Source organism: Flavobacterium potami, from assembly GCF_020026915.1.
Classification (GTDB): Bacteria; Bacteroidota; Bacteroidia; order Flavobacteriales; family Flavobacteriaceae; genus Flavobacterium; species Flavobacterium potami.
Genome location: NZ_JAINUY010000011.1, coordinates 14,286 through 39,437 on the forward strand (window position 1 = coordinate 14,286; position 25,152 = coordinate 39,437).

Below are 25,152 nucleotides of genomic sequence, written 5' to 3' on the forward strand. Positions count from 1 at the left end.
ACAAATTTGATTTGTCAAGCTAAGCTGAAGTCGAAGCACATTTTCCCTTCGACTTCATTCAATAGCTTTTTTATAGAAAAGACTGAATTGCCAATTCGTAGCTTTTAAGTCCGAAGCCTAAAATAACACCTTTGGCATTTCCAGATAAATAAGATTGATGTCTAAAGCTTTCGCGAGCATAAGTATTAGAAATGTGAACTTCGATAACAGGAGTTGTAACCGCTTTCATTGCGTCTCCCAAACCAATGGAAGTGTGCGTGTATGCCCCTGCGTTTAAGATGATTCCATCAAACGTAAAACCGCATTCTTGAATTTTACCAATTAATTCACCTTCAATATTACTTTGATAGTAAGAAAGTTCAACGTTAGGAAATTTTTGTTTCAACGTTTCAAAATAATCTTCAAAGGTTTGACTTCCATAAACTTCGGGTTCTCTTTTTCCTAAAAGATTCAAATTTGGTCCGTTGATAATGCAGATTTTCATGTTTACTTGTTTGTGATTATTATTGACATTCCAATTAAATTTTGACATTGTCATTGATTTGTAAAAATAAAAAAACCGCACTAATAAATAGAGCGGTTTTTGTAAAAGTATGTGATATTCTTTTAGAACATGAATCCAGCTGAAATTTGGAATACTGAGTTTTTGATATCAGCATTTTTAGAAGCTTCAGTTAGACCAAATCCGTAACGTCCTTGAAGAAAGATGCTTTCAGTAAGTTTTAAACCTAGACCTGCATTTAAACCAAAGTCAAATGTTTCAGCATTTTTAACATCAAAATCATTTTTCTCGCTTAGTAAGAAAGAGGCTTGTGGACCAACTTCTAAACTAAATGATTTAGTCAAATAGATTTTTGCCATTACAGGAATAGATAAATATCCTAATTCATTTTTGAATTCACCAAAAGCATTTTTGTAAGAAGCACCTTGTGTAGAGTACAAAAGCTCAGGTTGGATAGAGAATTTTTCTAATAATTTTACTTCTGCAACTAAACCTGCGTGGTAGCTTGTGATTCCGTCTTTGCTGTAGTCGATTCCATCAAGACTTGCATCTCCAGTCTGATTAGCAAAGTTAACCCCTGCTTTAACCCCGATTTTTAATAATTGCGCTTGCATTGCTGCTGATGTTGCCATGAACAAAACAGCTGCTAAAAGTATTTTTTTCATAAATAGGTTTTTTAAAATTTGGTATTTTAAATGTTATCTAAAGTTCAAAACTACATATTTAGCATTTTATTGCATTATGTTTTCGATTAAATAATTAATAAAATTCCCACTCAAATGTGAAATTTTGGGTTTTCAGAGCCGGAAATCTCTATTATCGTTCTGATTATCAGGATGATTTTTAGTGACTTTTTTCTGTCTTATTTTAATACTTTTTTGGCTTACTGTGTATTGTATTTTGTAAGTCTAATCTTAGTTTTGATTGGATTAATTTAAAATTTGAATCATGAAAAAAATTGTTTTAGCTGCTATCGCAGTAATGACTTTTGGTTTTGCAAATGCGCAAGAACAAACAGCAAAAGGAAAATGGTTAATTGAAGCTAATACTGGTTTTGGTGTTGGTGATGGCATTGAATCTTTAGCGAATACAAGCTTCCACTTAGCATCTTCTGATGGAGAAACAGCATGGGGTTTAGGTGCTGAAGGGGGCTACTTTGTAGCTGATAATTTAGCTGTTAAAGCTGGTTTAGGTTACAGTGATTTTGGACATAGTGTTAATGCATTCTCTTACAAAGTGGGAGCGAAATACTATTTATTAAATAAATTTCCTTTAGAAGCTTCTTACACTGGAGCAAGTGTTAAAGATGCTGATGAAAATCCATCTTTCATTGGTTTACAAGGTGGTTATGCTTGGTTTGTAGGTAAAAATATATCAATTGAGCCAGGTTTGCGTTACAACATTTCTATGAATGAAGATTATTCGAAAGATATTTTCCAATTTAATATTGGCTTTGCATTACATTTCTAAGAAAAACATTTAGTTAGTTTTTTAAAGGCCTTTCTCTTTTTGAGGAAGGCTTTTTTATTTGTTTACCAAATTTTAAGGCAATTGATTATGATTTAACAATTTATGTACTTATTACTACTTTATTTGTTAAATTCCAAATTAGTTTTTATGAAGAATATTTTTATATTTGATTTAATTAATTTTTAACCCTAAACAAATTAGAATGAAAAAAATAATTTTATCTGCCATTGCAATGATGGCTTTTGCATTTTCAAATGCTCAGGAAACAAGGTTTGGAGTAAAAGGAGGTCTTAATATTTCAACAGTAGTTGGAGGAGATGTGGATAATACTAAATCACTCATAGGATTTCATGTTGGAGGTTTAGCTGAAATTCACATAGTTGAAAAGTTTTATATTCAACCAGAGCTTTTATTTTCAGCTCAAGGAACTAAAGTTGATAGTGATTTTGGAGGTGATGCTACACTTAAATTAAATTATTTGAACATTCCTGTTGTGGCGAAGTACTACATAGTTGATAAAAAATTTAATGTTGAGGCTGGTCCGCAATTAGGAGTTTTATTGTCTGCTAAAGCTGAGGGTGAAGATATTAAGGATTTTACAAGATCTGTAGATTTCGGATTTAATATTGGAGCTGGATATAGTTTTACAGACAATCTTTCAGTTGGTCTTCGTTATACAATAGGTTTATCTCCTCTTTCTGATAGAGATATCGATAACACAGATGATTATTATGATAGTGCTAAAAATAGTAATTTACAACTTTCTCTAGCCTATAAATTCTAATCAGGATTTTAAAATAGAATAAACCTTCCATGAAAATGGAAGGTTTTTTTATACCAAAAAATCACTTACTTTGCAGCTATGAATTGGAGTAGGTATATAAAAGATTATCAGTCGTATTTGAGGATAGAACGTGGTTTGTCTAAAAATACAATTGAAAACTATGGCTTCGATATTGAACGTTTGTGTCTTTTTTTGGAAACCAATCAAATCGATGTTTCGCCAATAAAAATTGCCGATGAGACCTTGCAGCAATTCATTTATGCTGTTGCCAAAGAAGTCAACCCAAGATCTCAGGCACGTATTATTTCAGGACTGAAAAGCTTTTTTAATTATCTAGTTTTTGAAGATTATAGAAATGACAATCCGCTAGAATTGATAGAAGCGCCAAAAACGGGTCGGAAATTACCCGATACACTTTCTCTTCAGGAAATTGACGCTTTAATTGAAAATATAGATTTAAGTACCAACGAAGGAGAGCGAAATCGTGCTATGTTGGAAACTTTATATGGCTGCGGACTCCGTGTTTCGGAACTTATTACACTCAAAATTTCAGATTTGTTTTTTGATGAAGGGTTTATTAAAATAACCGGAAAAGGCAACAAAGAACGTTTTGTGCCAATTGGATCGTTAACGCAAAAATATATCGATATCTATAGAAAAGAAATTCGTGCCCATTTAAATGTAAAAAAAGGCGCAGAAGATACTTTGTTCTTAAATAGAAGGGGAAATCAATTAACGCGCGCGATGATATTTACGATAATAAAGGATCTTGCACAAAAAATTGGATTGAAAAAAAGTATAAGTCCGCATACATTACGCCATTCTTTTGCTACACATTTGCTAGAAAATGGTGCAGACTTAAGATCAATCCAGCTGATGTTAGGACATGAATCAATCACTACCACAGAGATTTATGTTCACTTAGATAGAAGTTTTTTAAAAGAGGTAATGCATAGTTTTCATCCAAGAAAATAATTTTTAGCAATTTTATATGTATTATTGCAAAAATTTATATATTGTGTTAAAATTTTGTTTTAATAAAAACAAAATTATATAAAGTTGTGATTTTTCTTTCTTTTGGCATAGAAAAACTCTTGAAATTTTATTTACATAAAAAAGTATAATATGGTTTTTGATTTATATGGGAATGACGATTGCTTAGAGGTAAATAATTTTTATAAAAAATTGTTGGCCGAAATGCCTGACCTACTTTTTCAATTTATTATTGATGCTGATAATAATTATTCATTTCCCCTTGTGAGTAAATCAGCTGACGAAATATTTGAGCTTACTGCAAAAGATTTTACCAATGATATAAAATTTCTGATTTACGATCGAATCTTGCCTCAAGATCGCGAACATTTTTTTCAGTCCTTAGTTAAGGCAAGGAAAGAAATCAAGCCTTGGGAAGTTGAGTTTAGAGCAATTTTGCCAAAAAAGGGAATGAGATGGTTTAAAATTTCTTGTAAAACAGAGTCGGCGAGTGAAGGAAAAGTGATTTTTTACGGACATGTTTCGGATATTACGGAGTTGAAGGACAAGGAAGAAAAGCTTCGTATATCGGAAGAGCGTTTTCAATTTGCACTTGATGCATCAACTGCTGGTATCTGGGATTGGGATATGGTTACAAATAGTGTTTTTTACTCTTCTTTGTCGCTTAAAATTTTAGAATTAGAATCTACTGATGTTTTTGATGATCCAGAACGCTGGGATAAAATTGTGCATCCAGACGATTTGCCAAAATACTATTCTGATATCCAAGAACATTTTGATAATAAGATTCCGTATTATGAAAATTACCATCGTGTCATGACATCGAGCGGTAATTATAAGTGGATTCTAGATCGTGGAAAAGTAATTAAGCGTGATGAGAACGGAAAGCCTTTGCGAGTAATTGGTACGCATACCGATGTTTCTGCTCAAAAAGAAAAAGAACTGGAGCTTATAAAAACAATGAAATTATACAGCGATCAAAATAGTCGTTTGTTGAATTTCTCGCACATAGTTTCGCATAATTTGAATACACAAGCAGGAAATATAAAATCGATTTTAGATTTTATTGATGCCGATGTGAATAAGCAAACCGTCTCAGAAATGCTAGAGCATTTAAGAACGGTTTCAAATGATTTGAATGAAACGATTTCAAATCTTACACAGATTGTAAAAACGCAGAGCAATATCAATATTGCTGTGGTTCCATTGATGCTTTGTGAGTATATAGAAAAAACTATTTCGACAATTAAGGGGTATGATAAGCAGCGTAAAGTGACGATTGTAAACAACGTTCCAAAATATTTGACGATTAATTTTAATCCGGCTTATATGGAAAGTGTTTTATTGAATTTTACCACAAATGCGATAAAATATGCACACCCAGAGAGAGATCCTGTTATTGTTTTTGATTTTTCGATTGAGCCGGAAGGGTATAAGTCGCTAAAAATTACAGATAATGGTTTAGGTATCGATTTGAAAACTTATGGTGATTTGTTGTTTGGAATGTATAAAACATTTCATAAACACGAGGAAGCACGTGGAATCGGTTTGTATATTACCAGAAATCAAATTGAAGCGATGAAAGGAACCGTTTTGGTGGAAAGTGAAGTTGGTGTAGGTACCAGTTTTAAAATTGTTTTTAATGATATGTAAATGTAAATTAATATAAAAAAAGAAAGGCTGTCCGATTGACAGCCTTTCTTTTTTATTTATGTTTTCCAAGATTATTTAGCAATGTTTACAGCTCTAGTTTCTCTAATAACTGTAACTTTTACTTGTCCAGGATAAGTCATTTCTGTTTGAATTTTTTGTGAAATTTCAAAAGATAAGTTTGCTGCATTATCATCAGAAACTTTTTCGCTTTCTACAATTACACGAAGTTCTCTACCTGCTTGGATTGCATATGCGTTTTTAACACCACTGAATCCGTAAGCTACATCTTCCAAATCTTTTAAACGTTGAATGTAAGAATCCAACACTTGGCGTCTTGCTCCTGGTCTTGCTCCAGAAATAGCATCACAAACCTGAATAATTGGAGATAATAAAGATTTCATTTCGATCTCGTCGTGGTGTGCTCCAATTGCGTTGCAAACTTCTTCTTTTTCTCCGTATTTCTCAGCCCACTGCATACCTAAAAGTGCGTGTGGTAAATCACTTTCTGTATCTGGCACTTTTCCGATATCGTGCAATAAACCAGCTCTTTTAGCTAGTTTTACGTTTAGCCCTAATTCTGCAGCCATAATACCGCAAAGTTTAGAGACTTCTCTTGAGTGTTGTAACAAGTTTTGTCCGTAAGAAGAACGGTATTTCATTCTACCAACCACTTTAATCAATTCTGGATGTAAACCATGAATTCCTAAGTCGATCACAGTACGTTTTCCAACTTCGATAATTTCGTCATCAATTTGTTTGGCTGTTTTAGCAACAACTTCTTCAATTCTTGCTGGGTGGATACGTCCATCTGTTACCAATTTGTGTAAAGACAAACGTGCAATTTCTCTACGAACAGGATCGAAACAAGAAAGAATAATTGCTTCTGGTGTATCGTCTACAATAATCTCAACTCCAGTTGCAGCTTCAAGAGCTCTAATGTTACGTCCTTCACGACCAATAATACGTCCTTTTACATCGTCTGACTCAATGTTGAAAACAGAAACACAGTTTTCAACCGCTTCTTCAGTTCCAACTCTTTGAATAGTATTGATGATGATTTTTTTAGCTTCTTGCTGTGCAGTTAGTTTTGCCTCTTCGATAGTTTCTTGAATATGAGACATCGCTTTGGTTTTAGCCTCTGCTTTTAAGCCCTCAACTAATTGCTCTTTTGCTTCTTCGGCAGAAAGACCAGAAATAACTTCTAATTGTTGTAATTGACTTTTGTGAAGTTTTTCAACTTCAGCTTGTTTTTTATCTAAAACTTCAATTTTGTTTTCGTATTCAGCTGTTCTTGCTTCGTAGTCATCGTTAACTTTCTTGGCTTTAGAAAGTTCGTTAGAAACTTGAGATTCTTTATCACGCACACGTTTTTCTACTTCAGCAACTTTTTTATCTCTTGCTAAAATTACTTGTTCGTGTTCTGATTTAAGTTCGATAAAACGCTCTTTTGCTTGAAGGATTTTATCTTTTTTGATATTTTCTGCTTCTAAATTAGCATCTTTTAAGATAGAAGCTGCTTCTTTTTTAGCGTTTTTGATTAGGTTTGAAATATTACTTTTCTCGATAATTTTAGCTATCGCAAATCCTGCTGCGATACCTACAATACCAATAATGATCGTTATGATGTCCATGTTTGTTAGGGTTTATATATAAAAAAAGCCTACATTAATTGCTTGTATAAACTCGTAAAGACAAGTTTTGAGCTAACTCACTGTTCAAGTTTCCCAGCCAAAAGGAGGGCATACTATAGTAGCGACGATTTGCTCATTCTAAATTGTTAGTGTTGAGTTTACCAATTGTGAACTAATGTAGGCAGTATCTTAGTTTCTTGTAAAGAACGTTAATTTTCGAGATATTGATCTAAAAGCGTGTTTAATCTTTTAATTCTTTCGATAGTCTCTTCTCCATCGATTGCGTTATCAATTTGTTTTTGTTCCACTTGCGATGCAAATTGCAGGGCGCACATGGCCAGTACATCTTGTTTGTCGCGAACGGCATAATTTTCTTCGAATTGCTTTATCATGGCATCAATTTTTTTAGAAGCACTTCTAAGTCCTTCTTCCTGAGCGGGTTCAACCGTTAGTGGGTAAACGCGGTCGGCAATTGATATTTTTATTTTAAGCTTTCCGTCCATATTATTAATCTGATAATTGTGCTATACAATAATCAATTTCGCGAATTAATGAATTTATTTTAAGCTTTGTCTCTCTCTTGTTATTGTCGCTGCCGAGCAACGAATTGGCAATCTTAAGTGTTTCATTTTGCTTTTTCAAAGCTTCAATTTCCTCAGATTGTTTCTGGATAATTTGCGCAGCTTTGGCTAATTCTAATCGTAATTCCTGATTGTTTTTCTCCAGACCTTTTGATTTTTCAAAAAGCTTTTCGACTTTATATTCAAGAGTATCAATTATTTCGGCAATTACACTCATTATACATCCTATTCATTACTTAATCCTACAAAGTTAGTATTCCTTTTTATTAATGCAATTTTTTATCGATTTTTTTGCATTAAAAATAGACAAATAGATGAATTTCAAGATATTGTATTATTATGGATTTCTACTCGGTTTTAAGCTCTTTATTTTTTATCTTAGCAAAAATGTTGTTTATGAGATTTTCTGTACTTGCCCTTCTTATTTGTAATTCTATATTCGCCCAGACGCAATATCCAAAAGATTATTTTAGACCTCCGCTCGATATTCCAATGCAGCTCTCGGGTAATTTTGGAGAGCTAAGACCTAACCATTTTCATGCAGGTTTTGATCTAAAAACGAATCAGAGAGAGGGATTAAGCGTTCATGCTATTGCAGATGGATATGTTTCAAGAATTAAAATTTCGACTTTCGGAAACGGAAAGTGTATTTATATTACACATCCGAATGGATATACTTCTGTTTATGGGCATTTGCAAACTCCCGTAGGAGCAATTCTTGATTATGTTAAAGCGACTCATTACAGAGAGAAAGCTTATGAGATAGAAATGTTTCCGAAACCTGGTGAACTTCCTGTTGCGAAAGGAGATATAATAGGACTTTCAGGAAATACAGGCTCTTCTGAAGGACCGCACCTGCATTTTGAAATTCGTGATTCTAAAACTGAATTTGTGATTAATCCGATTTTCTTTGGCTTCGACCAGAATATAAAAGATACTAAAAAACCAACCTTGTCTAGTCTGTACGTTTATCCTTTGGATAATGCGACTGTAAATCAATCCAAACAACCTTTGTTGGTAAATATGGCGCTTCAGAAAGATGGAACTTACCTTGCTAGTAAAGTAAAGACTAACGGAAAAATTGGTTTTGGAATTAATGCTGTTGATACAGATGATGTGTCGCATAACAAAAATGGTGTTTTTAATGTTTCTACTTTTTTAAACGGAAATCAAAGTTATAATTATCAGTTCAATACTTATTCTTTTGATGAAATGCGATATATCAATGCTTTTATTGATTATTCTAGATACAAAAAGACCAGTCAGCGTGTGCAGAAACTTTTTATGAAAACGCCTTTTGCTTTAAGTATTATTAAGACAGATTCTCTGCGCGGAATTGTAAAAGCTGAACCTAATCTGGCATCTATTTATAGAATTGAAGTTTCTGATTATTTTGGAAATTTAAATTCGATCACAGTTCCAATCGAATATGATAGCGCTACAACGCTTGTTCAGTCTGAGCCTGTTGCTTCTAAGTATTTTGTAAGGTACAATAAGGATGCTAATTTTGAAAAAAACAATATGTCGGTTTTTTTTCCGGCAGGAACTTTCTACGAAGATTTTAATATGAATTTTGATGTTAGAAATAATAAAATTTATATTCATGATGACACTGTTCCGGTACATTCAAACTTTACAATTACAATAAAAGATTCTGTTTATCCTGAATCTTTGAGAGAGAAAGTTTATATAGGAAAAGGAACCAGTTTTAACGGAACTCTTAGAAAAGGCGATGTTTTTACTGCAAAATCTAAAATCTTAGGTGCTTACGGTTTGGTTTTAGATACGATTCCGCCGGTCATAAAAATTGCAAAACCTATTGAAGGAAAATGGATTAGCGAACAAAAGAAAATTGATTTTACAATTGGTGACTCTCTTTCTGGGATAAAATCATATAACGGTTATTTGAACGGAAGCTGGGTTTTGTTTGAATATGAAAATAAGGCTAGAAGAATCACTCATACTTTTGATTCGCAATATCTGGCTGAAGGCGAAAACTTTTTAAAAATTGAAGTAGTTGATAATGTAGGAAATACTACTATCTTTGAAACTCGTTTTTTTAGAAGTCAACAAAAATAAAATCCAAATCTTTGAATAACAACAGGTTTATAATCGCTTTTCTTTTTTTATTCTTTAGCTGTATTGCATTAGCTCAAAATGCTCGCGTAAAAGGAATTATTTTAGACGCAGATAAACATCCGGTGCCAAGCGTAAATATTGCTTTTCAAGGCAATATAGTACAGTCTGATTCAAATGGTTTTTTTGAAATAACAGTTCCTTCAAACAAGAAAGTTTCGCTGATATTTACTCACGTTTCTTTGAAAATGATCAGTTTGACGGTTAGTTTGAAAACGGATGAAGTTTTTGTTTTCAATCCGATAATGAATAATTCTTCAGAGCAAATGGGGGAGGTTTTTGTCTCTTCCAAAAATAGAAAACGTGTTCAGGGAATTGCGACTATAGACACCGAAACGATAAAGAAAATTCCGGGTGCAAATGCAGGTATTGAAAATATTCTGAAAACGCTTCCGGGTGTGAATTCAAACAATGAGTTGAGTTCGCAATATATGGTTCGTGGCGGAAATTTTGATGAAAACTTGGTCTATGTAAACGAAGTCGAAGTATATCGTCCGTTTTTAATCCGTTCGGGACAACAAGAAGGGTTGAGTTTTACAAATACGGATTTAGTTCAAAATGTTGATTTTTCTGCCGGTGGATTTCAAGCGAAATTTGGAGATAAATTATCATCGGTTTTAGATATTACTTATAGAAAATCGACTCAATTTGGAGCTTCGTTTGAGGCAAGTTTTTTAGGAGGAAGTGCTTCTGTAGATTTGGTTTCTAAAAATAAAAAATGGTCTGCTGTAACTGGGGTTCGTTATCGCAATAATAGCTTGCTGGTAAATAGTCAGGATACGCAAACCAATTATACACCGACTTTTGCTGATGTTCAAACTAATATTAATTATGATATTTCTGCAAAGTGGCAAATGAGCTTTTTAGGAAATATTTCTCAGAATAAATATTTGTATGAGCCGTTGGTTCGTCAGACAAAGTTCGGAACAATAGATCAGCCGATGGCGCTTGCGGTTTATTATGATGGTCAGGAAAAAGATCAATATGATACTTATTTTGGCGCATTAAAAACAACTTTTAAAGCTTCAGAATCATTAACTTTAAAGTTAATCGGTTCCTTGTTTCACACCACAGAAAAAGAACACTTTGATATTTTGGCGCAATATCGTTTAGGTAATGTCAATGCAGAAGATCCAACAAATGATGCGGCAATTGATTTTACACGCGGAATTGGTTCGCAATTAAATCATGCTCGAAACGATTTAGATGCTTTAATTGCCAATATAGAATTGAAGGGAACTAAAGAATGGAAAGAAAGTCAGCTGGAATTTGGTTTGAAATATACCAGAGAATCTATAAGAGATAGACTTGTAGAATGGGAAATGATTGATTCCGCAGGATTTTCAATCAATCCTCCGATAATTAGTTTACCTCAGAATAATCAGCCCTATTCGCCTTACACAGGGCCACTTTTACCTTATAATGATATAAGAGCAACAAATTTTAATACTATAAATCGTTTTTCAGGTTACACACAATGGAACAAACAATCTGAATTAGGTTCAAGCCAGATTTGGTACCATTTAGGAGCACGTTTTCAGGGATGGAATGTTTCGGGAGCTGCGGAAGAAGGAAAGACGCAATTTGTGGTAAGTCCGCGTGGGCAATTTGCCATAAAACCAGATTGGGAACGTGATATGGTTTTTAGGATCTCTGGAGGATTGTATCATCAACCGCCTTTTTATAGGGAACTTCGCAATTTGGAAGGAGTTGTAAATCCGGATGTGAAAGCGCAAGAAGCGGTTCATGTCGTTTTAGGAAATGATTATAATTTTAAAATGTGGAATCGCCCGTTTAAGTGGGTAACGGAGATTTATTATAAATCGCTTTCAGATGTAAATGTGTACTCTATAGACAATGTCCGCATTCGTTATGTTGCCAATAACAATGCGAAAGCGTATGCTCAAGGTCTTGATTTTAGATTAAACGGCGAATTTGTTCCGGGAACGGAATCTTGGGTGAGTTTTGGATATATGAAAACCGAAGAAAACTACGAGAACAAAGGTTATATCGCACGTCCGACAGATCAACGTTTGAAATTTGCAATGTTGTTCCAAGATTATATGCCTAATATACCGAGTGTTAAAGTGTATTTGAATTTGGTTTACAATACAGGTTTGCCGGGAGGTGCGCCTTCGTACACAGATCCTTATCTATTTCAAAACAGATTGAACGATTACAGAAGAGCGGATATTGGTTTTGCCAAAGTTTTTGTAGACAACAGTAATCAGAATTTGAAAAAAGGCTGGCTGAAAAATTTTAAAGAATTAGCAGTCGGGTTGGAAATATTCAATCTTTTTAATAATCAAAACGCTATTACAAATACTTGGGTGCGTGATGTGTATTCTAAAAATCAATATGCGATTCCAAATTATATGACTTCGAGAGTTTTTAACATTAAGATTAATGCGAGGTTATGATCGAAAAACGTAAAAAAAGAAAAAAGATTTTTTACGTTCCAGGAATGATTTCTCTGGTTTTGATTCCTTTGTTTTGTCTTTTTTATTTTTATCATTCAGGAGCATTCGAGGTTTGTGGTTCTTTACATTATTCAGTCCCAGCCAAGGAAGAATTTGAAAAGTATAAAGTCGGAGAATTAAGAAAATATAAGGTGTTTAATTTTAATAATCAAAAATCAAAAGAAGAACAGAAGCTAATAGAATTGCGGTTTTTTACACGTGATTTGGTAAAAAGATATGATAGTGTAAATGGTGCTAAAATTTATTTTGGACCAAATATGGATTATGATACTTTTGTTAGTGTGTTGGATATTATGACTGAAGAAAAAATGCCTTTTTGGGCTCAATTTTCAAATGAACTGTATGCATTCGCCTTTGCTAAACCAGATCCTAATAAAAAACGTCCATTTTTTTGTGGAACACCAGAATATTCAGAGAAAAATTCGCGTTTAATGGAAGAAGAAAATCGGAGAAAAGAACTTCGTATTTTTCAGAAGGAATTTTTAAAACAGCAATGGATTGTTTTTTTGGGCTATTTCGGACTTGTTTTAATTAGTATCTCTACTTTAGTAAAATTCAATAAAAACAAAAATTACAATCAAAAATAGTATATTTGATAATCGTATATAATCTCGTAGATGAAAAAGTATTTTAAATATATCGCCATTATCCTTGTCGGAACAGTAATTAGTTGCCGAGAAGAAGTTCAAAAGCCAAAAGTTAGCTATGGTGCTTCAAATAAAGTAAGTATTACTAAAACTGACACCACTCAAATTGAAATTGCCGATTTGCCAATTCAGATGGAAGGAACGAATTATCTGATTCATCCCGTTGGAGATTTAAGAGTTTTTGAAAGAGGTTCTAAAGCTCGTTACGGTTCTTCGAGCGTAAATGATGTAAGTTTTACGATTTCTAACTTAGGAGAATATGAAATTACAGGGTATTTGCAGAATTTAAAATTTCAAACTGTAGACTCAGATTCAATTCGTCCGTTATCTGATAAACCAATTTTGATTTTAACGGCTACTTACCTGAAAACGGTTGCAGATAAAACACATAATAATGTGATGGTTTATACTTTAACGGATTCTGATACTAATAAAGATGGAAAAATCGATACCAGCGATATCAAGACTTTATATTTAAGTGATATTAGCGGAGAAAACTTCACAAAAGTGTCGGCTGACTTAGAAGAATTGGTAGATTGGAATTTAATCGAATCTAAAAACCGTTTGTATTTTAGAACAATTGAAGATACCAACCAAAATGGTCAGTTTGATAAAAATGATGTTCTACATTATAATTATATAGATTTAGCTTCTAAGAAATGGGAAGTGAAGGCGTATAAACCTATTTAAAGTTGCTGAGGCTCTAAGATACTGAGTTGCTAAGTTTTCTTATTTTATCTTAAAAGAAAAACGCGTAGAAATTTAATTTCTACGCGTTTTTTTATGTTTCCAATCTATGTATCTTAGCAACTTAGTATCTTAGAGTCTTAGCATCTTTCAAATCAAAATATCACTTTCCAGATCTGATTTCTCTATTTCGAAACCAAAATCCAGACGTTCAACTAATTCTATCACGAGTTTTTTGTACCAATTTTCAGATTTTGGGTGAATGTAGATCTTTTCAATTAATTGATTTATATCGACATTGATTTTAAGTCCGTCATTCAATTTGATGTCACTTTTAGAAGTGTCTGTCAAAATGCGGACTTCACGCTCATATTGAAAACTTTTTCTTTTGAATAAAAACGGAAAGAACAAATCATCAAACGGAATATATTCTTTTCTGTAATCGATGTAATTGACTTCGCCAATATACTGATCGAAATTATTTTCTGGTTTTAATGCTTTCTGCAATCTTCCAATAGTAGACTGAATGGCCAAACCTTCGCTATTTTGAGTAAAAATCTGCCACATAGCAAATGATTCGTATTCGTTGATGTGCCAACTACTTATGGCGACTTGTTCGCGTTGTGTTTTATAGTATTTTAAAAAGTCAGGATTGTCAATCGCAAGCTTTTTAATCTCTTCGTAAGTGGGTTCGCTAAAAGTACCTTCATATTGATCTTCAAATTTATCGGAACGCGACATGAAGAGTTTTTTAGAAAGCAATAAATCAAGAAATTTAGATAAGTCTAAGTATTTCCAAACAATAGTGTCAGGATCTTCGGGTAATGTAATGTTTGGGTTGTTAAGATACATTTTAAGGTGATTAAATGATTTATTCTTTAACTAACCTAAAGTTATAAAAATAAACACAGATTAAAGAAATTAAACTGAGTTTTAATATTTCCTTAATCTGTGTAAAAGTAATTTTCGAATTGTTTTCTACGATTCTAAAGATTGCATCGTTACCAATTTATTATAAGTTCCGTTGAGAGCAATTAATTCTTCGTGAGTTCCTTGTTCTACAATTTTTCCTTTTTGCATTACTACAATCACATCTGCTTTTTGAATAGTCGAAAGACGGTGTGCGATTACGATAGAAGTTCTGTTCTGCATCATGTTTTCTAGAGCATCCTGAACATATTTTTCGCTTTCCGTATCTAATGCCGATGTTGCTTCATCCAAAATCATTATTGGAGGATTTTTCAATACGGCACGAGCAATAGATAAACGTTGTTTTTGTCCACCCGAAATTTTGCTTCCGCTGTCTCCAATATTGGTGTAAATGCCTTTTGGTAGATCTTTTACAAATTCATAAGCATTAGCGATTTTTAAAGCTTCGATAATTTCATCGTCGGTAGCGTCAAGTTTTCCTAATGCAACATTTGCTTTGATAGTATCGTTAAATAAAATAATGTCTTGTGTAACCAAAGCCATTAAATCTCTAAGTGATTTCAAAGTCATGTCTTTGATGTTGATTCCGTCAATAGCAATTGTTCCTTCATTTACATCATAAAAACGAGTTAGTAAATTTGCAATTGTGCTTTTTCCACTTCCAGATTGTCCAACCAAAGCAACGGTTTGTCCTTTTTTAATTTGAAGAGAAAAATCTTTTAAAATACTTGTTTCTTCATATTTGAAATTTACGTTTTTAATGTCTATTTCGCTGTCAAAAGAGGTTTTCTCAATAGCATTTTCTTTCGAAACTATAGTGTTTTCTTGTTCTAAAATTTCAAGAACTCGTTCTGCCGCAGCGTTTCCTCTTTTTACACCGTAAGAAGCTTTAGAAATTGCTTTCGCAGGAGTCAAGATATTGTAAGCTAGTCCCATGTAGGCAATAAAGGCGGCGCCTTGAAGCGTTTTGTCAATTAAAACCATTTGACCTCCGTACCAAAGTAAAATCGCAATTACTGTAATTCCCATGAATTCGCTGGCAGGCGATGCTAAGTTTTGGCGATTTCCGATACTATTTGATAAGTTGAAAAATCTTTCTGTAGAGTTTCTAAAAACGGTATTAAAATAATTTTCAGAATTATATCCTTTTACAACTTTTAGTCCGCCAATTGTTTCTTCAATGGTAGATAAAAATCTTCCTTGTTCTTCTTGAGCTTTTGTAGATTGTTTTTTAAGTTGTTTTCCAATCAATGAAATGATGTATCCAGAAACTGGAATGAAAATAAAAACAAACAAAGTCAGTTTTGCACTGATGAGAAGCATCGTGGTTATTGTAAAAATAATCGTTAAAGGCTCTTTTACAATAAGTTCTAAGATTGCTAAAAAAGAGTTTTGAACCTCGTTTACGTCGGCTGAAATTCTAGAAATTACATCGCCTTTTCTTTTTTCAGAATAAAATGCCAAAGGAAGCTCCAGCGTTTTTTTGTACAATGCATTTCTCATGTCCTTTAAAACTCCATTGCGAAGGAAATTGATAAAAAACATAGCCATATAATCTGCTAAGTTTTTAAGCAAAAAGATTGAAATGATAATGGCTACCATAACCGACAAAACATAACCTGGTTCATGGTTTTTTTGTGCAGTTGTGATGTAAAAAGCTAAATAGTTTTCAGCATATTCTTTTATTTTAAAAATACCTTCGTAAACTGGTTCTGTTGTGATTTTTGGACCTTTTTCAAATAAAACCTGAAGCATTGGTATTAGTGCAACAAAAGAAAGTGTACTGAAAAGCGCATACAGAATATTAAAGAAAATGTTTAAGTAAGCATATTTTTTATATGGATATATAAAAGGAACTATTTTTTTGAAATTACTCATTTATTTTTTGATGTTTTTTTTCTTTTAATGTGATAGCTCTTTTGGGAATGTTTGAGCGTGCAATTTTTGCTGTACAAAATTAATCCAATTGAGGTGTTTTCAATTTCTTTTTGGTTTTTTTTATAAAAAAAACTCTGATTTACTTTTAAGATTGTAAATCAGAGTTCAAATATATCGAATTTGCTAATTTTGCGAACAATTTGCAAAATTGCGTTTATTCTTTTTTTTAGTTCAATTGCATGTCTGCGATAATATTCTTGATTTTTCCGTCTAAGAATTTTTCAGCTTCGTCAAATTCTGAAACAGATTCTATGGCAGCATTTACACTGATGTAGAATTTAATTTTAGGTTCAGTTCCGCTTGGTCTTGCACAAATTTTAGAACCATCTTCTGTATAATAAATCAATACGTTAGATTTTGGAATATCCATCGTTGATTCTTCGTTTGTCAATAGATTTAATGCTGTAGACGATTGATAATCTTCAACCATAATAACACGTTGACCGTTGATTTCTTTCAATGGATTCTCACGTAAGTTAATCATCATCTGATTGATTTCTTCTAAACCTTCCATTCCTTTTTTAGTTAAAGAAACCAAATATTCTTTATAAAAACCATTTTCAACATAAAGTTGTAAAAGTTCTTTGTAGACTGAACTTCCGGCAGCTTTTGCTTGTGCGGCAACTTCGCAGATTAATAGGGTAGCAGCAACAGCATCTTTATCTCTAACAGCATCACCTACCATAAATCCGAAACTTTCTTCACCACCTCCAATAAACTGAAGTTCTGGGAAGTCTACGATCATTTTAGCGATCCATTTAAATCCTGTTAATCCAACTTTGCACTCAACACCATAGCTCGATGCTAATTCCATCATCATCGGAGTTGAAACGATTGTTGAGCCAACGAATTGTTTTCCGTTAAGTTTGCCTGCTTTTTTCCATTGTTTCAATAAAAAAGAAGTCATTAAAACCATGGTCTGGTTTCCGTTCAATAAAATCATTTTGCCATCGTTGTTGCGAACAGCAACTCCTAAACGATCACAATCAGGATCTGTTCCAACTACAATATCAGAATTTGTTTTATCCGCCAAAGCCAAAGCCATTGTCAAGGCTTCTGGTTCTTCTGGATTTGGAGATTTTACAGTTGGGAAATTTCCATCTGGAACTGCCTGTTCAGGAACAATATGAACATTTTTGTAACCAGCTTGCGCCAAAACGTCTGGAATAGATTTTATTGAAGTTCCGTGCAATGAAGTGAAAACAATATCAAGATTGTCTTTTGCTTCTGCTGGAGTATTAAAACTTGCGTTTTCGATTGAAGATTTTACAAATTCTTTGTCAATTTCTGTATCAATATATTGAATCAGACTTTCATTCGCATTGAATTTGATTTTGTCATAACTTAGATTTTCAATCACGTTGACAATCTCTTTGTCTTGCGGAGGAACAATTTGTCCTCCATCTTGCCAATACACTTTGTAACCATTATATTCTGGTGGATTATGAGAAGCTGTTAAGACAATTCCGCATTGGCATTTTAAATATTTAAGAGCAAAAGATAATTCCGGAGTTGGTCTTAAATCAGAAAATAGAAAAACCTGAATTCCGTTTGCAGAAAAAACATCTGCAACAACTTTTGCTAAAGTGTTGCTGTTATGACGACAATCATAAGCTATAACAACTTTTAGGGGTTCGTTTGGAAAAACTTTATGAAGATAATCAGATAATCCCTGAGTGTTTTTTCCAAGTGTATATTTGTTGATTCTGTTGTTTCCCACTCCCATAACCCCGCGCATTCCACCAGTTCCAAACTCTAAGTTTTTATAGAAACTTTCTTCAAGTTCTTTTGGAGAAGTTGTCATTAATTCTTTAACAGCAGCCTGTGTTTCCTGATCAAATGTCGGTGTCAACCATTCATTGACAGCGTTTAAAATGTTAGAAGCAATATTCATGTAAATTTTCTTTTATGTTTTAATAAAGATAGTTTTTCTTCAAAGGTTGATTTGACTCAAAAGGATTTTTTTTTCCTGATTGGTGTCAAAAGTTTACTTCGCGTGCTACTTTATATCGTTCTTCATTGTTTTTGGTTCTTAAAATGATTTCGCCTAAAAATCCAGCCAGAAAAAGCTGAGTTCCTAAGATCATCGTGGTCAATGCAATATAAAACCAAGGATTATTGGTAACTAAAGAATATTTCATTCCGTTATACATATGGTATAATTTTGAAACTCCAATATAGCCAGCAGATAAAAATCCGATTATAAACATGATTGATCCCATTGCTCCAAAAAGGTGCATTGGTCTTTTTCCAAATCTTGATAAAAACCAAATTGTAATTAAATCCAAGAATCCGTTTATAAAACGTTCCATTCCGAATTTTGTTTCACCATATTTTCTGGCTTGGTGAATAACCACTTTTTCGCCAATTTTTCCGAATCCGGCATTCTTTGCCAAAACAGGAATATAGCGGTGCATCTCGCCAGAAACTTCGATGTTTTTTACTACTACATTTTTGTATGCTTTTAATCCGCAGTTAAAATCATTTAATTCTACGCCAGAAGTTTTTCTAGCAGCCCAGTTAAATAATTTTGAAGGAAGATTTTTAGCTACAACAGAATCGTAGCGTTTCTTTTTCCAGCCAGAAACCAAATCGTATTTCTGTGCTGTAATCATTTCATATAATTCGGGAATTTCGTCTGGACTGTCTTGCAAATCGGCATCCATGGTAATGATAACATCACCTTTTGCTTTTGCAAAACCAGCGTGTAAAGCCTGAGATTTTCCGAAGTTTTTCATGAAACGAATGCCTTTTACATTCGAATTCTCATTAGAAAAACCTTCAATAATTTGCCAAGAATTATCTGTACTACCATCATCCACAAAAATGATTTCATAAGAGTAATTGTTAGATTGCATCACTTGAATGATCCAAGCATAGAGTTCTTTAAGTGATTCCTCCTCGTTTAGAAGCGGTATAAGTATAGATAAATTCATTTATATTTTTATTCTTGTGTAGATTTGCTTTTGAAAAATGCTGCGAAAATTAATCCGAAAATAGCACTAATAACTATTGCGAAAACAGAACCTTTTAGTAATTCGAATGTAGAATAAGGACTGCTTTCTTTCATTTTAGCAACAGCTTCGTTGATCGCTGACGCCGGTGTACCAAATTTTTGCATCATTCCAACAGTGTATTTGATCATGATTTCGTTCAGAGTGTCTTTTGCTCCCGGATCAATTACATTAAAAAGGACGATGTTAAAAGTTGTAGAAATTAATATACCAATTACTGAAGCTATAAAATAAGTAGTAAAAGCATCTTTAAAAGTGAAAACGCCGTTTAATTCTTTCTTTGTTTTAGAAAGTAAAATAATACTAATGGTAAGGCTTATTGCGATTCCTAATATTCCCATCCACCAAGCTGTAAATAGATTTAAATCAACAGCATAGATAGTAGCGGTAACCAAAGCCGATGCAATTCCGATCATTACACCATAAGTAATCCCGTTCTTTTTTATAACTTCATTAATCATATTTCTATATGTTTTAAAATTAATCCACAAATATAGTAATTCCGAGTATAATCGGAGATAAAAAAAGCTTTTCGAAATAAACTAAAAAAAAGTAGGCTAACTGTTTGTTTATTAAAAAAGAATTGTAAATTTGCACACTCAAAAATAATTAAATTTTTAAACAAAAAAAGAGTAGCGTAGTTTATACCTTTTTCTAACCATGAAAAAGCTTCAAAATGAAAATGCTCTAAAACAATAAATAAAAGAAAAGATGAAAAAAGGAGTTCACCCAGAAAATTACAGATTAGTTGCATTTAAAGACATGTCTAATGATGACGTTTTTATCACTAAATCTACTGCAGATACAAAAGAAACAATTGAAGTTGACGGAGTTGAGTATCCAGTTGTAAAAATGGAGATTTCTAGAACATCTCACCCTTTTTATACTGGTAAGTCTAAACTTATCGATACTGCAGGACGTATTGATAAATTCAAAACTAAATATGCAAAACACGCTAAAAAATAATAGCTGTTTTTCTTTAAATACAAAAGCCTTCCTCTTCGGAAGGCTTTTTTTATGCGTTAAATTATGCTTATCATTAAAAAGCCGTTTTATTTAACCAGATAAATATTTGTAACTTTGACGCAAGGTAACCAAATCAATTTTTAATAAACACTCAAACATTTATGAACTACATTCTTTTCGACGGTCCCGTTCGGAATGCTTTATTGCCGTTTACTTTTACAAGACCAGTAGCTGATATTTTAGTCGGAATTATGACAATTCGCCAGAAATGGGAAAAATATCTTGGTTCGACAATTACCACTATAACGGAAGAGTATTTGTCAGAGAAATTTCCGATGGTGGAAATGGAAGAAAATGTAATGATCAATGCAGCGTATTTGCCAAATGATACACTTGCAGAGATGGTTTCTAATCTAACAGAAAATCAGGCTATTTTTAAAGGTGAAGATGTAATCGCATTTTTTGCAAGCGAAAATCAGGAAGAAGTCGATTTTGATTCTTATGAAATTATTCAATACAACGAAGATTGTATTACAATTGAGCATACTTGGGATATTTTCTCTAAAAATGATGCTGCAATTCGTCAGGATTTTAAATACTTGACGGAAGACCGCACATCGCAACCAATTCCTAAAAGTGTTAATGTAATTGCACCAGAAAATATTTTTATTGAAGAAGGAGCGAAATTAGAGTTTGTAACTTTAAATGCATCAAACGGACCTATATATATAGGTAAGAATTCCGAGATTATGGAAGGAACCGTAATTCGTGGACCATTTGCTTTATGCGAAAATGCAATGGTAAAAATGTCGGCTAAAGTTTATGGAGCAACAACCGTTGGACCTGGATCTAGAATAGGAGGCGAGGTTAAAAATTCTGTTCTTTTTGCAAATTCAAATAAAGGACACGAAGGATTTTTAGGTGATTCTGTTTTAGGAGAATGGTGTAACATTGGAGCAGATTCGAACAATTCAAATCTAAAAAACAATTACGAAGAAGTGAAATTATGGAGCTACGAGACAGAAGGTTTTGCTAAAACGGGACTTCAGTTTTGCGGTTTAATGATGGGAGATCATAGTAAATGCGGAATCAATACGATGTTTAATACCGGAACTGTTGTTGGTGTTAGTGCCAATATTTTTGGTTCTGGGTTTCCTCGCAATTTTGTACCAAGTTTTTCTTGGGGTGGAGCTGCTGGATTTACAACTTATGTAACTAAAAAAGCTTTTGAAACGGCACGTTTGGTTTTGTCAAGAAGAAATATCGATTTTGATGCAACGGAACAAGCCATTTTAGAGCATGTTTTTGAAGAAACTAAAAAATGGAGAAAAGACTAATTTTTAATGAGATAATTAGATAATTAGTCAATTAGATAATTTTTGCAAACCCGGCAGGTTTTTAAAACCTGTCGGGTTTTGATTTTTTATATGTTTTGCATGTAAACTGGACTGAAGTCCAGCCCTACAATATAGTAGGTTCTGACGGAACCAAAAAAAAGAGCCTTAGGCTCGAACGATATTGTAGGGCTGGACTTCAGTCCAGTTTAATGTAATTGATATATTTTTAAAATTATCTAATAGACACATTTTCAAAATTATCTAATTTTCAAATTGCCTAATTATCTAATTAATCTATCTTTGCACCACAAAAAAATGGGTGGTCAGATAAACGATTAACCGATTAAACAAATTAACAAGAACAAATGATTACAGTTAACGATATTTCGGTTCAGTTTGGCGGAACTACACTTTTTAGCGATGTTTCTTTCGCGATAAATGAAAATGATAAAATTGCCCTTATGGGTAAAAATGGTGCGGGAAAATCGACACTTCTGAAAATAATTGCTGGAGTAAATAAACCTTCTACCGGAAATGTTTCTGCTCCAAAAGAAGCTGTAATTGCTTACCTGCCTCAGCATTTGCTTACAGAAGATGGTGCTACAGTTATGGAAGAAGCATCAAAAGCATTTAGCGAAGTTTTTAAAATGAAAGCTGAAATCGACGAAATCAATGAACAATTAACAGTTCGTACGGATTATGAAAGTGACGAATACATGAAATTGATCGAAAGAGTTTCTGACTTGAGCGAGAAATTTTATGCAATCGAAGAAGTAAACTACGAAGCTGAAGTTGAAAAAATATTAGTTGGTTTAGGATTTGAAAGAGAAGATTTTACGCGTCAGACTTCTGAATTTTCAGGAGGATGGAGAATGCGTATCGAACTGGCAAAAATCTTGTTAAGAAAACCAGATTTGATTTTGCTGGATGAGCCTACCAACCACATGGATATTGAAAGTATTCAATGGTTAGAAGATTTCTTATTGAATCAGGCAAAAGCTGTAGTTGTAATTTCTCACGATAGAGCGTTTGTAGATAATATTACAAACCGTACGATTGAGGTTACTATGGGAAGAATCTACGATTACAAAGCAAAATATACACATTACTTAGAATTAAGAAAAGACCGTCGTATTCACCAGCAGAAAGCATACGATGAGCAGCAAAAAATGATTGCTGAAAACCGTGCTTTTATTGAGCGTTTTAAAGGAACATTCTCTAAAACAGATGCGGTTCAGTCTCGTGTAAAAATGTTGGAAAAATTAGAAATCGTTCAAGTTGATGAAGTAGATACATCGGCGTTAAGGTTGAAATTTCCGCCTGCGGCACGTTCTGGACAATATCCTGTTATTGTAAAAGAAATGTCTAAGGCTTACGGAGATCATGTCGTTTTTAAAGATGCCAACATTGTAATCGAGCGTGGACAAAAAGTGGCTTTTGTTGGAAAAAATGGTGAAGGAAAATCAACCATGATCAAAGCGATTATGAAAGAAATAGGCGTTGATTCTGGAAGTGTTGAAATTGGTCATAATGCTCAAATTGGATATTTTGCGCAAAATCAGGCTGCGTTATTAGATGAAAATGCGACTATTTTTGAAACTATCGATAGTATTGCAGTTGGAGATATTAGAACGCAGATTAAAAATATCTTAGGAGCTTTCATGTTCCAAGGAGATGATATTACGAAGAAAGTGAAAGTACTTTCTGGAGGAGAAAAAACGCGTTTGGCAATGATCAAATTATTGTTGGAGCCAGTTAACTTGTTGATTCTGGATGAGCCTTCGAATCACTTGGATATGAAAACTAAGGATATCATCAAAGATGCTTTAAGAGATTTTGACGGAACTTTAATCTTGGTTTCTCACGACCGTGATTTCCTTGACGGATTAGCGACTAAAGTTTTCGAATTCGGAAATAAAAGAGTAAAAGAACATTTTGAAGATGTTGCAGGTTTCTTAGCACATAAAAAAATGGATTCTATGCGAGAAATAGAAAAATAATTTTTTTGATATAAAAAACGAAAGGCACAAGATAGTTCTTGTGCCTTTTTTTTGTTTTGAATAGTTTTGATAACAGTATTTTAATGCAATTTTTTTTACAATAAATATATTTTTGTTATTTTTGGTTGTTCCCCTTTCTATCGCCTGTAAGTAGTTGTCTTTTTGTTTTTTCAAAAAGTAAAAGGCTGATTTCAAAGTCAGTTAGATTTTAAAGATTAATAATTTATTTTGAAGTCTATGAATAAAATTCTACCAGTGCCATTTTTTTTCTTTTTTTTAATTTTTCCGTTTTTTGTATACGCTCAAGGCGATGTGAATCAGGCGGAAGAAACTCCGGTTGCAGATAAATATCCGCAATTTCAATTCAAAGGACTTTTACAGGCAAGGTATCTCGAAAGTTTTGGAGATAATGTTGATGTTTTGGGGAATCATCATTCAACAGGAGATGTTACACAAAGTTCCTTCGATATTAAAAGAATGCGTGTAGGATTAAATACAAAATTAAGTGAAGCTACAGAAGTTGTAATTCTGGTCAATTTAGCCGATTTCAAATCAGATACCAAAGGCAAAGTTCTTGAAAATGCCTACGGAAAATATACTTTCAATAAATACATAGCTTTAACAGGAGGTCAATTTCGTCCCGCTTTTGGTATAGAAGAATTGGTTCCGGTTGATATCATTAAATCGTTTGATTTTTCGAATCAATATTATGAATTTGGAAAAAATGGCTGGACCAGTTTTCAAATCGGAGCATCGGCTACAGGAGCTTTTGATATCGGGAAAATTCCGGTAAATTATGCTGTTTCTGTTTTAAATGGAAATGGTAAAAATGTCGAAATGGATAAAGACAACGGAAAACAGTATTCTACAAGATGGGTTTTTGAGTTGTCTAAAGCGCATAAAATAAATCTAGGTTTAAATGTTGGTTTCGGAAAAGTTTTTAAAGAAGATGTTTTTGCAGTTGGAGCAGATATTACCAGCGATTTTAAACTGACAGATCGTTTTACTTTTGATCTTCAAATCGAATACAAACAAGGAACAAATCATAATTTGTATTTCTCGCTTCCTGCAGAAAACAGAGTAGGAGATGTATCTAATTACCAAATGCGAGGTATTTATTTTCTGCCGAATCTAAGATATGTAGTAAATTATAAAAAATTGACGGCTTTAGAATTGTCCTGTCGTTACGAGACTTTTGATCCGAGTTATAAAGTCAATTCAAACGTAAGACAAACCTATACACCAATGATAAGTTTAGAATTTGGAAAAGCCTATTTGGGCCGAATCGAAATGGGATTTGAAATCGATAGATTCGATAAAAGTATTCCTGATACATCCAATTATAATGATGATTTGTTTTTAATTCAGTTGCAGCTTCGACTTTAATTCACTTAAATTTTATT

The 25,152-nt window shown here is 33.1% G+C and carries 22 protein-coding genes; 12 read left to right on the top strand and 10 right to left on the bottom strand.

Annotated features, from left to right (window positions below; all coding sequences use genetic code 11):
• Nucleotides 1-70 precede the first annotated feature (70 nt).
• Nucleotides 71-484: a type II 3-dehydroquinate dehydratase gene (aroQ, locus tag K6T82_RS23200; RefSeq protein ID WP_125722683.1), complete on the bottom strand. Its 414-nt coding sequence runs from the start codon at nucleotides 482-484 to the stop codon at nucleotides 71-73.
• A gap of 122 nt (nucleotides 485-606) precedes the next feature.
• On the bottom strand, nucleotides 607-1,167 hold the full coding sequence (locus K6T82_RS23205) for a porin family protein (protein ID WP_223711279.1): 561 nt from the start codon (nucleotides 1,165-1,167) through the stop codon (nucleotides 607-609).
• A 283-nt stretch (nucleotides 1,168-1,450) separates the two neighbouring features.
• Between K6T82_RS23205 and K6T82_RS23210 the strand changes: the two genes are divergently transcribed.
• The 4 genes from K6T82_RS23210 (at nucleotide 1,451) to K6T82_RS23225 (ending at nucleotide 5,402) form a co-directional block, all read left to right on the top strand.
• Nucleotides 1,451-1,972 (top strand): porin family protein, encoded by a 522-nt coding sequence (locus K6T82_RS23210; protein WP_223711281.1) that lies wholly within the window; start codon nucleotides 1,451-1,453, stop codon nucleotides 1,970-1,972.
• A 202-nt stretch (nucleotides 1,973-2,174) separates the two neighbouring features.
• Nucleotides 2,175-2,756, top strand: coding sequence for a porin family protein (locus K6T82_RS23215; RefSeq protein ID WP_223711283.1), 582 nt, complete (start codon nucleotides 2,175-2,177; stop codon nucleotides 2,754-2,756).
• A 78-nt stretch (nucleotides 2,757-2,834) separates the two neighbouring features.
• Nucleotides 2,835-3,731 (top strand): site-specific tyrosine recombinase XerD, encoded by an 897-nt coding sequence (gene xerD, locus K6T82_RS23220; RefSeq protein ID WP_223711285.1) that lies wholly within the window; start codon nucleotides 2,835-2,837, stop codon nucleotides 3,729-3,731.
• A 222-nt stretch (nucleotides 3,732-3,953) separates the two neighbouring features.
• On the top strand, nucleotides 3,954-5,402 hold the full coding sequence (locus tag K6T82_RS23225; RefSeq protein ID WP_223711288.1) for a PAS domain-containing sensor histidine kinase: 1,449 nt from the start codon (nucleotides 3,954-3,956) through the stop codon (nucleotides 5,400-5,402).
• Nucleotides 5,403-5,473: 71 nt separating this feature from the next.
• On the opposite strand, the gene rny is transcribed toward K6T82_RS23225, so the two are convergent.
• From rny to K6T82_RS23240, 3 genes are all read right to left on the bottom strand, one after another.
• Nucleotides 5,474-7,033 carry a ribonuclease Y gene (rny, locus tag K6T82_RS23230; protein WP_223711290.1) on the bottom strand — a complete coding sequence of 520 codons (1,560 nt, stop codon included), beginning with the start codon at nucleotides 7,031-7,033 and terminating at the stop codon, nucleotides 5,474-5,476.
• Nucleotides 7,034-7,242: 209 nt separating this feature from the next.
• Nucleotides 7,243-7,536, bottom strand: coding sequence for a cell division protein ZapA (locus tag K6T82_RS23235; RefSeq protein ID WP_091497311.1), 294 nt, complete (start codon nucleotides 7,534-7,536; stop codon nucleotides 7,243-7,245).
• Nucleotides 7,537-7,540: 4 nt separating this feature from the next.
• Nucleotides 7,541-7,831 (bottom strand): hypothetical protein, encoded by a 291-nt coding sequence (locus K6T82_RS23240; RefSeq protein WP_223711293.1) that lies wholly within the window; start codon nucleotides 7,829-7,831, stop codon nucleotides 7,541-7,543.
• A gap of 179 nt (nucleotides 7,832-8,010) precedes the next feature.
• On the opposite strand from K6T82_RS23240, the gene K6T82_RS23245 reads away from it, so the two are divergent.
• Genes K6T82_RS23245 through K6T82_RS23260 form a run of 4 tightly spaced genes read left to right on the top strand, consistent with a single transcriptional unit; the run spans nucleotide 8,011 to nucleotide 13,567 of the window.
• On the top strand, nucleotides 8,011-9,693 hold the full coding sequence (locus K6T82_RS23245; protein ID WP_223711295.1) for a M23 family metallopeptidase: 1,683 nt from the start codon (nucleotides 8,011-8,013) through the stop codon (nucleotides 9,691-9,693).
• An 11-nt stretch (nucleotides 9,694-9,704) separates the two neighbouring features.
• Nucleotides 9,705-12,170 (top strand): TonB-dependent receptor, encoded by a 2,466-nt coding sequence (locus K6T82_RS23250; RefSeq protein WP_223711297.1) that lies wholly within the window; start codon nucleotides 9,705-9,707, stop codon nucleotides 12,168-12,170.
• The gene (locus tag K6T82_RS23255; RefSeq protein WP_223711299.1) at nucleotides 12,167-12,817 is read left to right on the top strand and encodes a hypothetical protein; all 651 of its coding nucleotides are present in this window, start codon (nucleotides 12,167-12,169) and stop codon (nucleotides 12,815-12,817) included. Before K6T82_RS23250 ends, K6T82_RS23255 begins: the two co-directional genes overlap by 4 nt.
• A 30-nt stretch (nucleotides 12,818-12,847) precedes the next feature.
• Nucleotides 12,848-13,567, top strand: a complete 720-nt coding sequence (locus K6T82_RS23260) for a CREC-EF hand family protein (protein WP_223711301.1) — start codon at nucleotides 12,848-12,850, stop codon at nucleotides 13,565-13,567.
• Between the two features lie 147 nt (nucleotides 13,568-13,714).
• Here K6T82_RS23260 and K6T82_RS23265 read toward each other — a convergent pair whose 3' ends face one another.
• The 5 genes from K6T82_RS23265 to K6T82_RS23285 form a co-directional block, all read right to left on the bottom strand.
• The gene (locus K6T82_RS23265; RefSeq protein ID WP_223711303.1) at nucleotides 13,715-14,416 is read right to left on the bottom strand and encodes a DUF2971 domain-containing protein; all 702 of its coding nucleotides are present in this window, start codon (nucleotides 14,414-14,416) and stop codon (nucleotides 13,715-13,717) included.
• A 126-nt stretch (nucleotides 14,417-14,542) separates the two neighbouring features.
• The gene (locus K6T82_RS23270) at nucleotides 14,543-16,372 is read right to left on the bottom strand and encodes an ABC transporter ATP-binding protein (protein WP_223711305.1); all 1,830 of its coding nucleotides are present in this window, start codon (nucleotides 16,370-16,372) and stop codon (nucleotides 14,543-14,545) included.
• Between the two features lie 226 nt (nucleotides 16,373-16,598).
• The gene (locus tag K6T82_RS23275) at nucleotides 16,599-18,326 is read right to left on the bottom strand and encodes a phospho-sugar mutase (protein WP_223711307.1); all 1,728 of its coding nucleotides are present in this window, start codon (nucleotides 18,324-18,326) and stop codon (nucleotides 16,599-16,601) included.
• Between the two features lie 85 nt (nucleotides 18,327-18,411).
• The gene (locus K6T82_RS23280) at nucleotides 18,412-19,368 is read right to left on the bottom strand and encodes a glycosyltransferase family 2 protein (protein ID WP_223711309.1); all 957 of its coding nucleotides are present in this window, start codon (nucleotides 19,366-19,368) and stop codon (nucleotides 18,412-18,414) included.
• An 8-nt stretch (nucleotides 19,369-19,376) separates the two neighbouring features.
• On the bottom strand, nucleotides 19,377-19,907 hold the full coding sequence (locus tag K6T82_RS23285; protein WP_223711312.1) for a DUF4199 domain-containing protein: 531 nt from the start codon (nucleotides 19,905-19,907) through the stop codon (nucleotides 19,377-19,379).
• A gap of 250 nt (nucleotides 19,908-20,157) precedes the next feature.
• Between K6T82_RS23285 and K6T82_RS23290 the strand changes: the two genes are divergently transcribed.
• The 4 genes from K6T82_RS23290 (at nucleotide 20,158) to K6T82_RS23305 (ending at nucleotide 25,135) form a co-directional block, all read left to right on the top strand.
• Complete coding sequence (locus K6T82_RS23290) at nucleotides 20,158-20,412, top strand: type B 50S ribosomal protein L31 (protein ID WP_007804523.1); 255 nt, start codon at nucleotides 20,158-20,160, stop codon at nucleotides 20,410-20,412.
• Between the two features lie 161 nt (nucleotides 20,413-20,573).
• Nucleotides 20,574-21,749 carry a GlmU family protein gene (locus K6T82_RS23295; RefSeq protein WP_223711314.1) on the top strand — a complete coding sequence of 392 codons (1,176 nt, stop codon included), beginning with the start codon at nucleotides 20,574-20,576 and terminating at the stop codon, nucleotides 21,747-21,749.
• A gap of 365 nt (nucleotides 21,750-22,114) precedes the next feature.
• Entirely contained in the window at nucleotides 22,115-23,749 is a 1,635-nt protein-coding gene (locus K6T82_RS23300) for an ABC-F family ATP-binding cassette domain-containing protein (RefSeq protein WP_223711316.1), read from the top strand.
• Nucleotides 23,750-23,986: 237 nt separating this feature from the next.
• Nucleotides 23,987-25,135, top strand: a complete 1,149-nt coding sequence (locus K6T82_RS23305) for a porin (protein WP_223711319.1) — start codon at nucleotides 23,987-23,989, stop codon at nucleotides 25,133-25,135.
• Nucleotides 25,136-25,152: the final 17 nt, after the last annotated feature.

What these genes read in the sequence shown, in the direction of transcription:
- K6T82_RS23240 (WP_223711293.1), bottom strand. Translation starts at nt 7,831, where the DNA reads ATGAGTGTAATTGCCGAAATAATTGATACTCTTGAATATAAAGTCGAA.
- xerD (WP_223711285.1), top strand. Translation starts at nt 2,835, where the DNA reads ATGAATTGGAGTAGGTATATAAAAGATTATCAGTCGTATTTGAGGATA.
- K6T82_RS23265 (WP_223711303.1), bottom strand. Translation starts at nt 14,416, where the DNA reads ATGTATCTTAACAACCCAAACATTACATTACCCGAAGATCCTGACACT.
- K6T82_RS23300 (WP_223711316.1), top strand. Translation starts at nt 22,115, where the DNA reads ATGATTACAGTTAACGATATTTCGGTTCAGTTTGGCGGAACTACACTT.
- K6T82_RS23225 (WP_223711288.1), top strand. Translation starts at nt 3,954, where the DNA reads ATGCCTGACCTACTTTTTCAATTTATTATTGATGCTGATAATAATTAT.
- K6T82_RS23215 (WP_223711283.1), top strand. Translation starts at nt 2,175, where the DNA reads ATGAAAAAAATAATTTTATCTGCCATTGCAATGATGGCTTTTGCATTT.
- K6T82_RS23245 (WP_223711295.1), top strand. Translation starts at nt 8,011, where the DNA reads ATGAGATTTTCTGTACTTGCCCTTCTTATTTGTAATTCTATATTCGCC.
- K6T82_RS23210 (WP_223711281.1), top strand. Translation starts at nt 1,451, where the DNA reads ATGAAAAAAATTGTTTTAGCTGCTATCGCAGTAATGACTTTTGGTTTT.
- K6T82_RS23285 (WP_223711312.1), bottom strand. Translation starts at nt 19,907, where the DNA reads ATGATTAATGAAGTTATAAAAAAGAACGGGATTACTTATGGTGTAATG.
- aroQ (WP_125722683.1), bottom strand. Translation starts at nt 484, where the DNA reads ATGAAAATCTGCATTATCAACGGACCAAATTTGAATCTTTTAGGAAAA.
- K6T82_RS23205 (WP_223711279.1), bottom strand. Translation starts at nt 1,167, where the DNA reads ATGAAAAAAATACTTTTAGCAGCTGTTTTGTTCATGGCAACATCAGCA.
- K6T82_RS23280 (WP_223711309.1), bottom strand. Translation starts at nt 19,368, where the DNA reads ATGAATTTATCTATACTTATACCGCTTCTAAACGAGGAGGAATCACTT.
- K6T82_RS23275 (WP_223711307.1), bottom strand. Translation starts at nt 18,326, where the DNA reads ATGAATATTGCTTCTAACATTTTAAACGCTGTCAATGAATGGTTGACA.
- K6T82_RS23270 (WP_223711305.1), bottom strand. Translation starts at nt 16,372, where the DNA reads ATGAGTAATTTCAAAAAAATAGTTCCTTTTATATATCCATATAAAAAA.
- K6T82_RS23260 (WP_223711301.1), top strand. Translation starts at nt 12,848, where the DNA reads ATGAAAAAGTATTTTAAATATATCGCCATTATCCTTGTCGGAACAGTA.
- K6T82_RS23235 (WP_091497311.1), bottom strand. Translation starts at nt 7,536, where the DNA reads ATGGACGGAAAGCTTAAAATAAAAATATCAATTGCCGACCGCGTTTAC.
- K6T82_RS23255 (WP_223711299.1), top strand. Translation starts at nt 12,167, where the DNA reads ATGATCGAAAAACGTAAAAAAAGAAAAAAGATTTTTTACGTTCCAGGA.
- K6T82_RS23295 (WP_223711314.1), top strand. Translation starts at nt 20,574, where the DNA reads ATGAACTACATTCTTTTCGACGGTCCCGTTCGGAATGCTTTATTGCCG.
- K6T82_RS23290 (WP_007804523.1), top strand. Translation starts at nt 20,158, where the DNA reads ATGAAAAAAGGAGTTCACCCAGAAAATTACAGATTAGTTGCATTTAAA.
- K6T82_RS23305 (WP_223711319.1), top strand. Translation starts at nt 23,987, where the DNA reads ATGAATAAAATTCTACCAGTGCCATTTTTTTTCTTTTTTTTAATTTTT.
- rny (WP_223711290.1), bottom strand. Translation starts at nt 7,033, where the DNA reads ATGGACATCATAACGATCATTATTGGTATTGTAGGTATCGCAGCAGGA.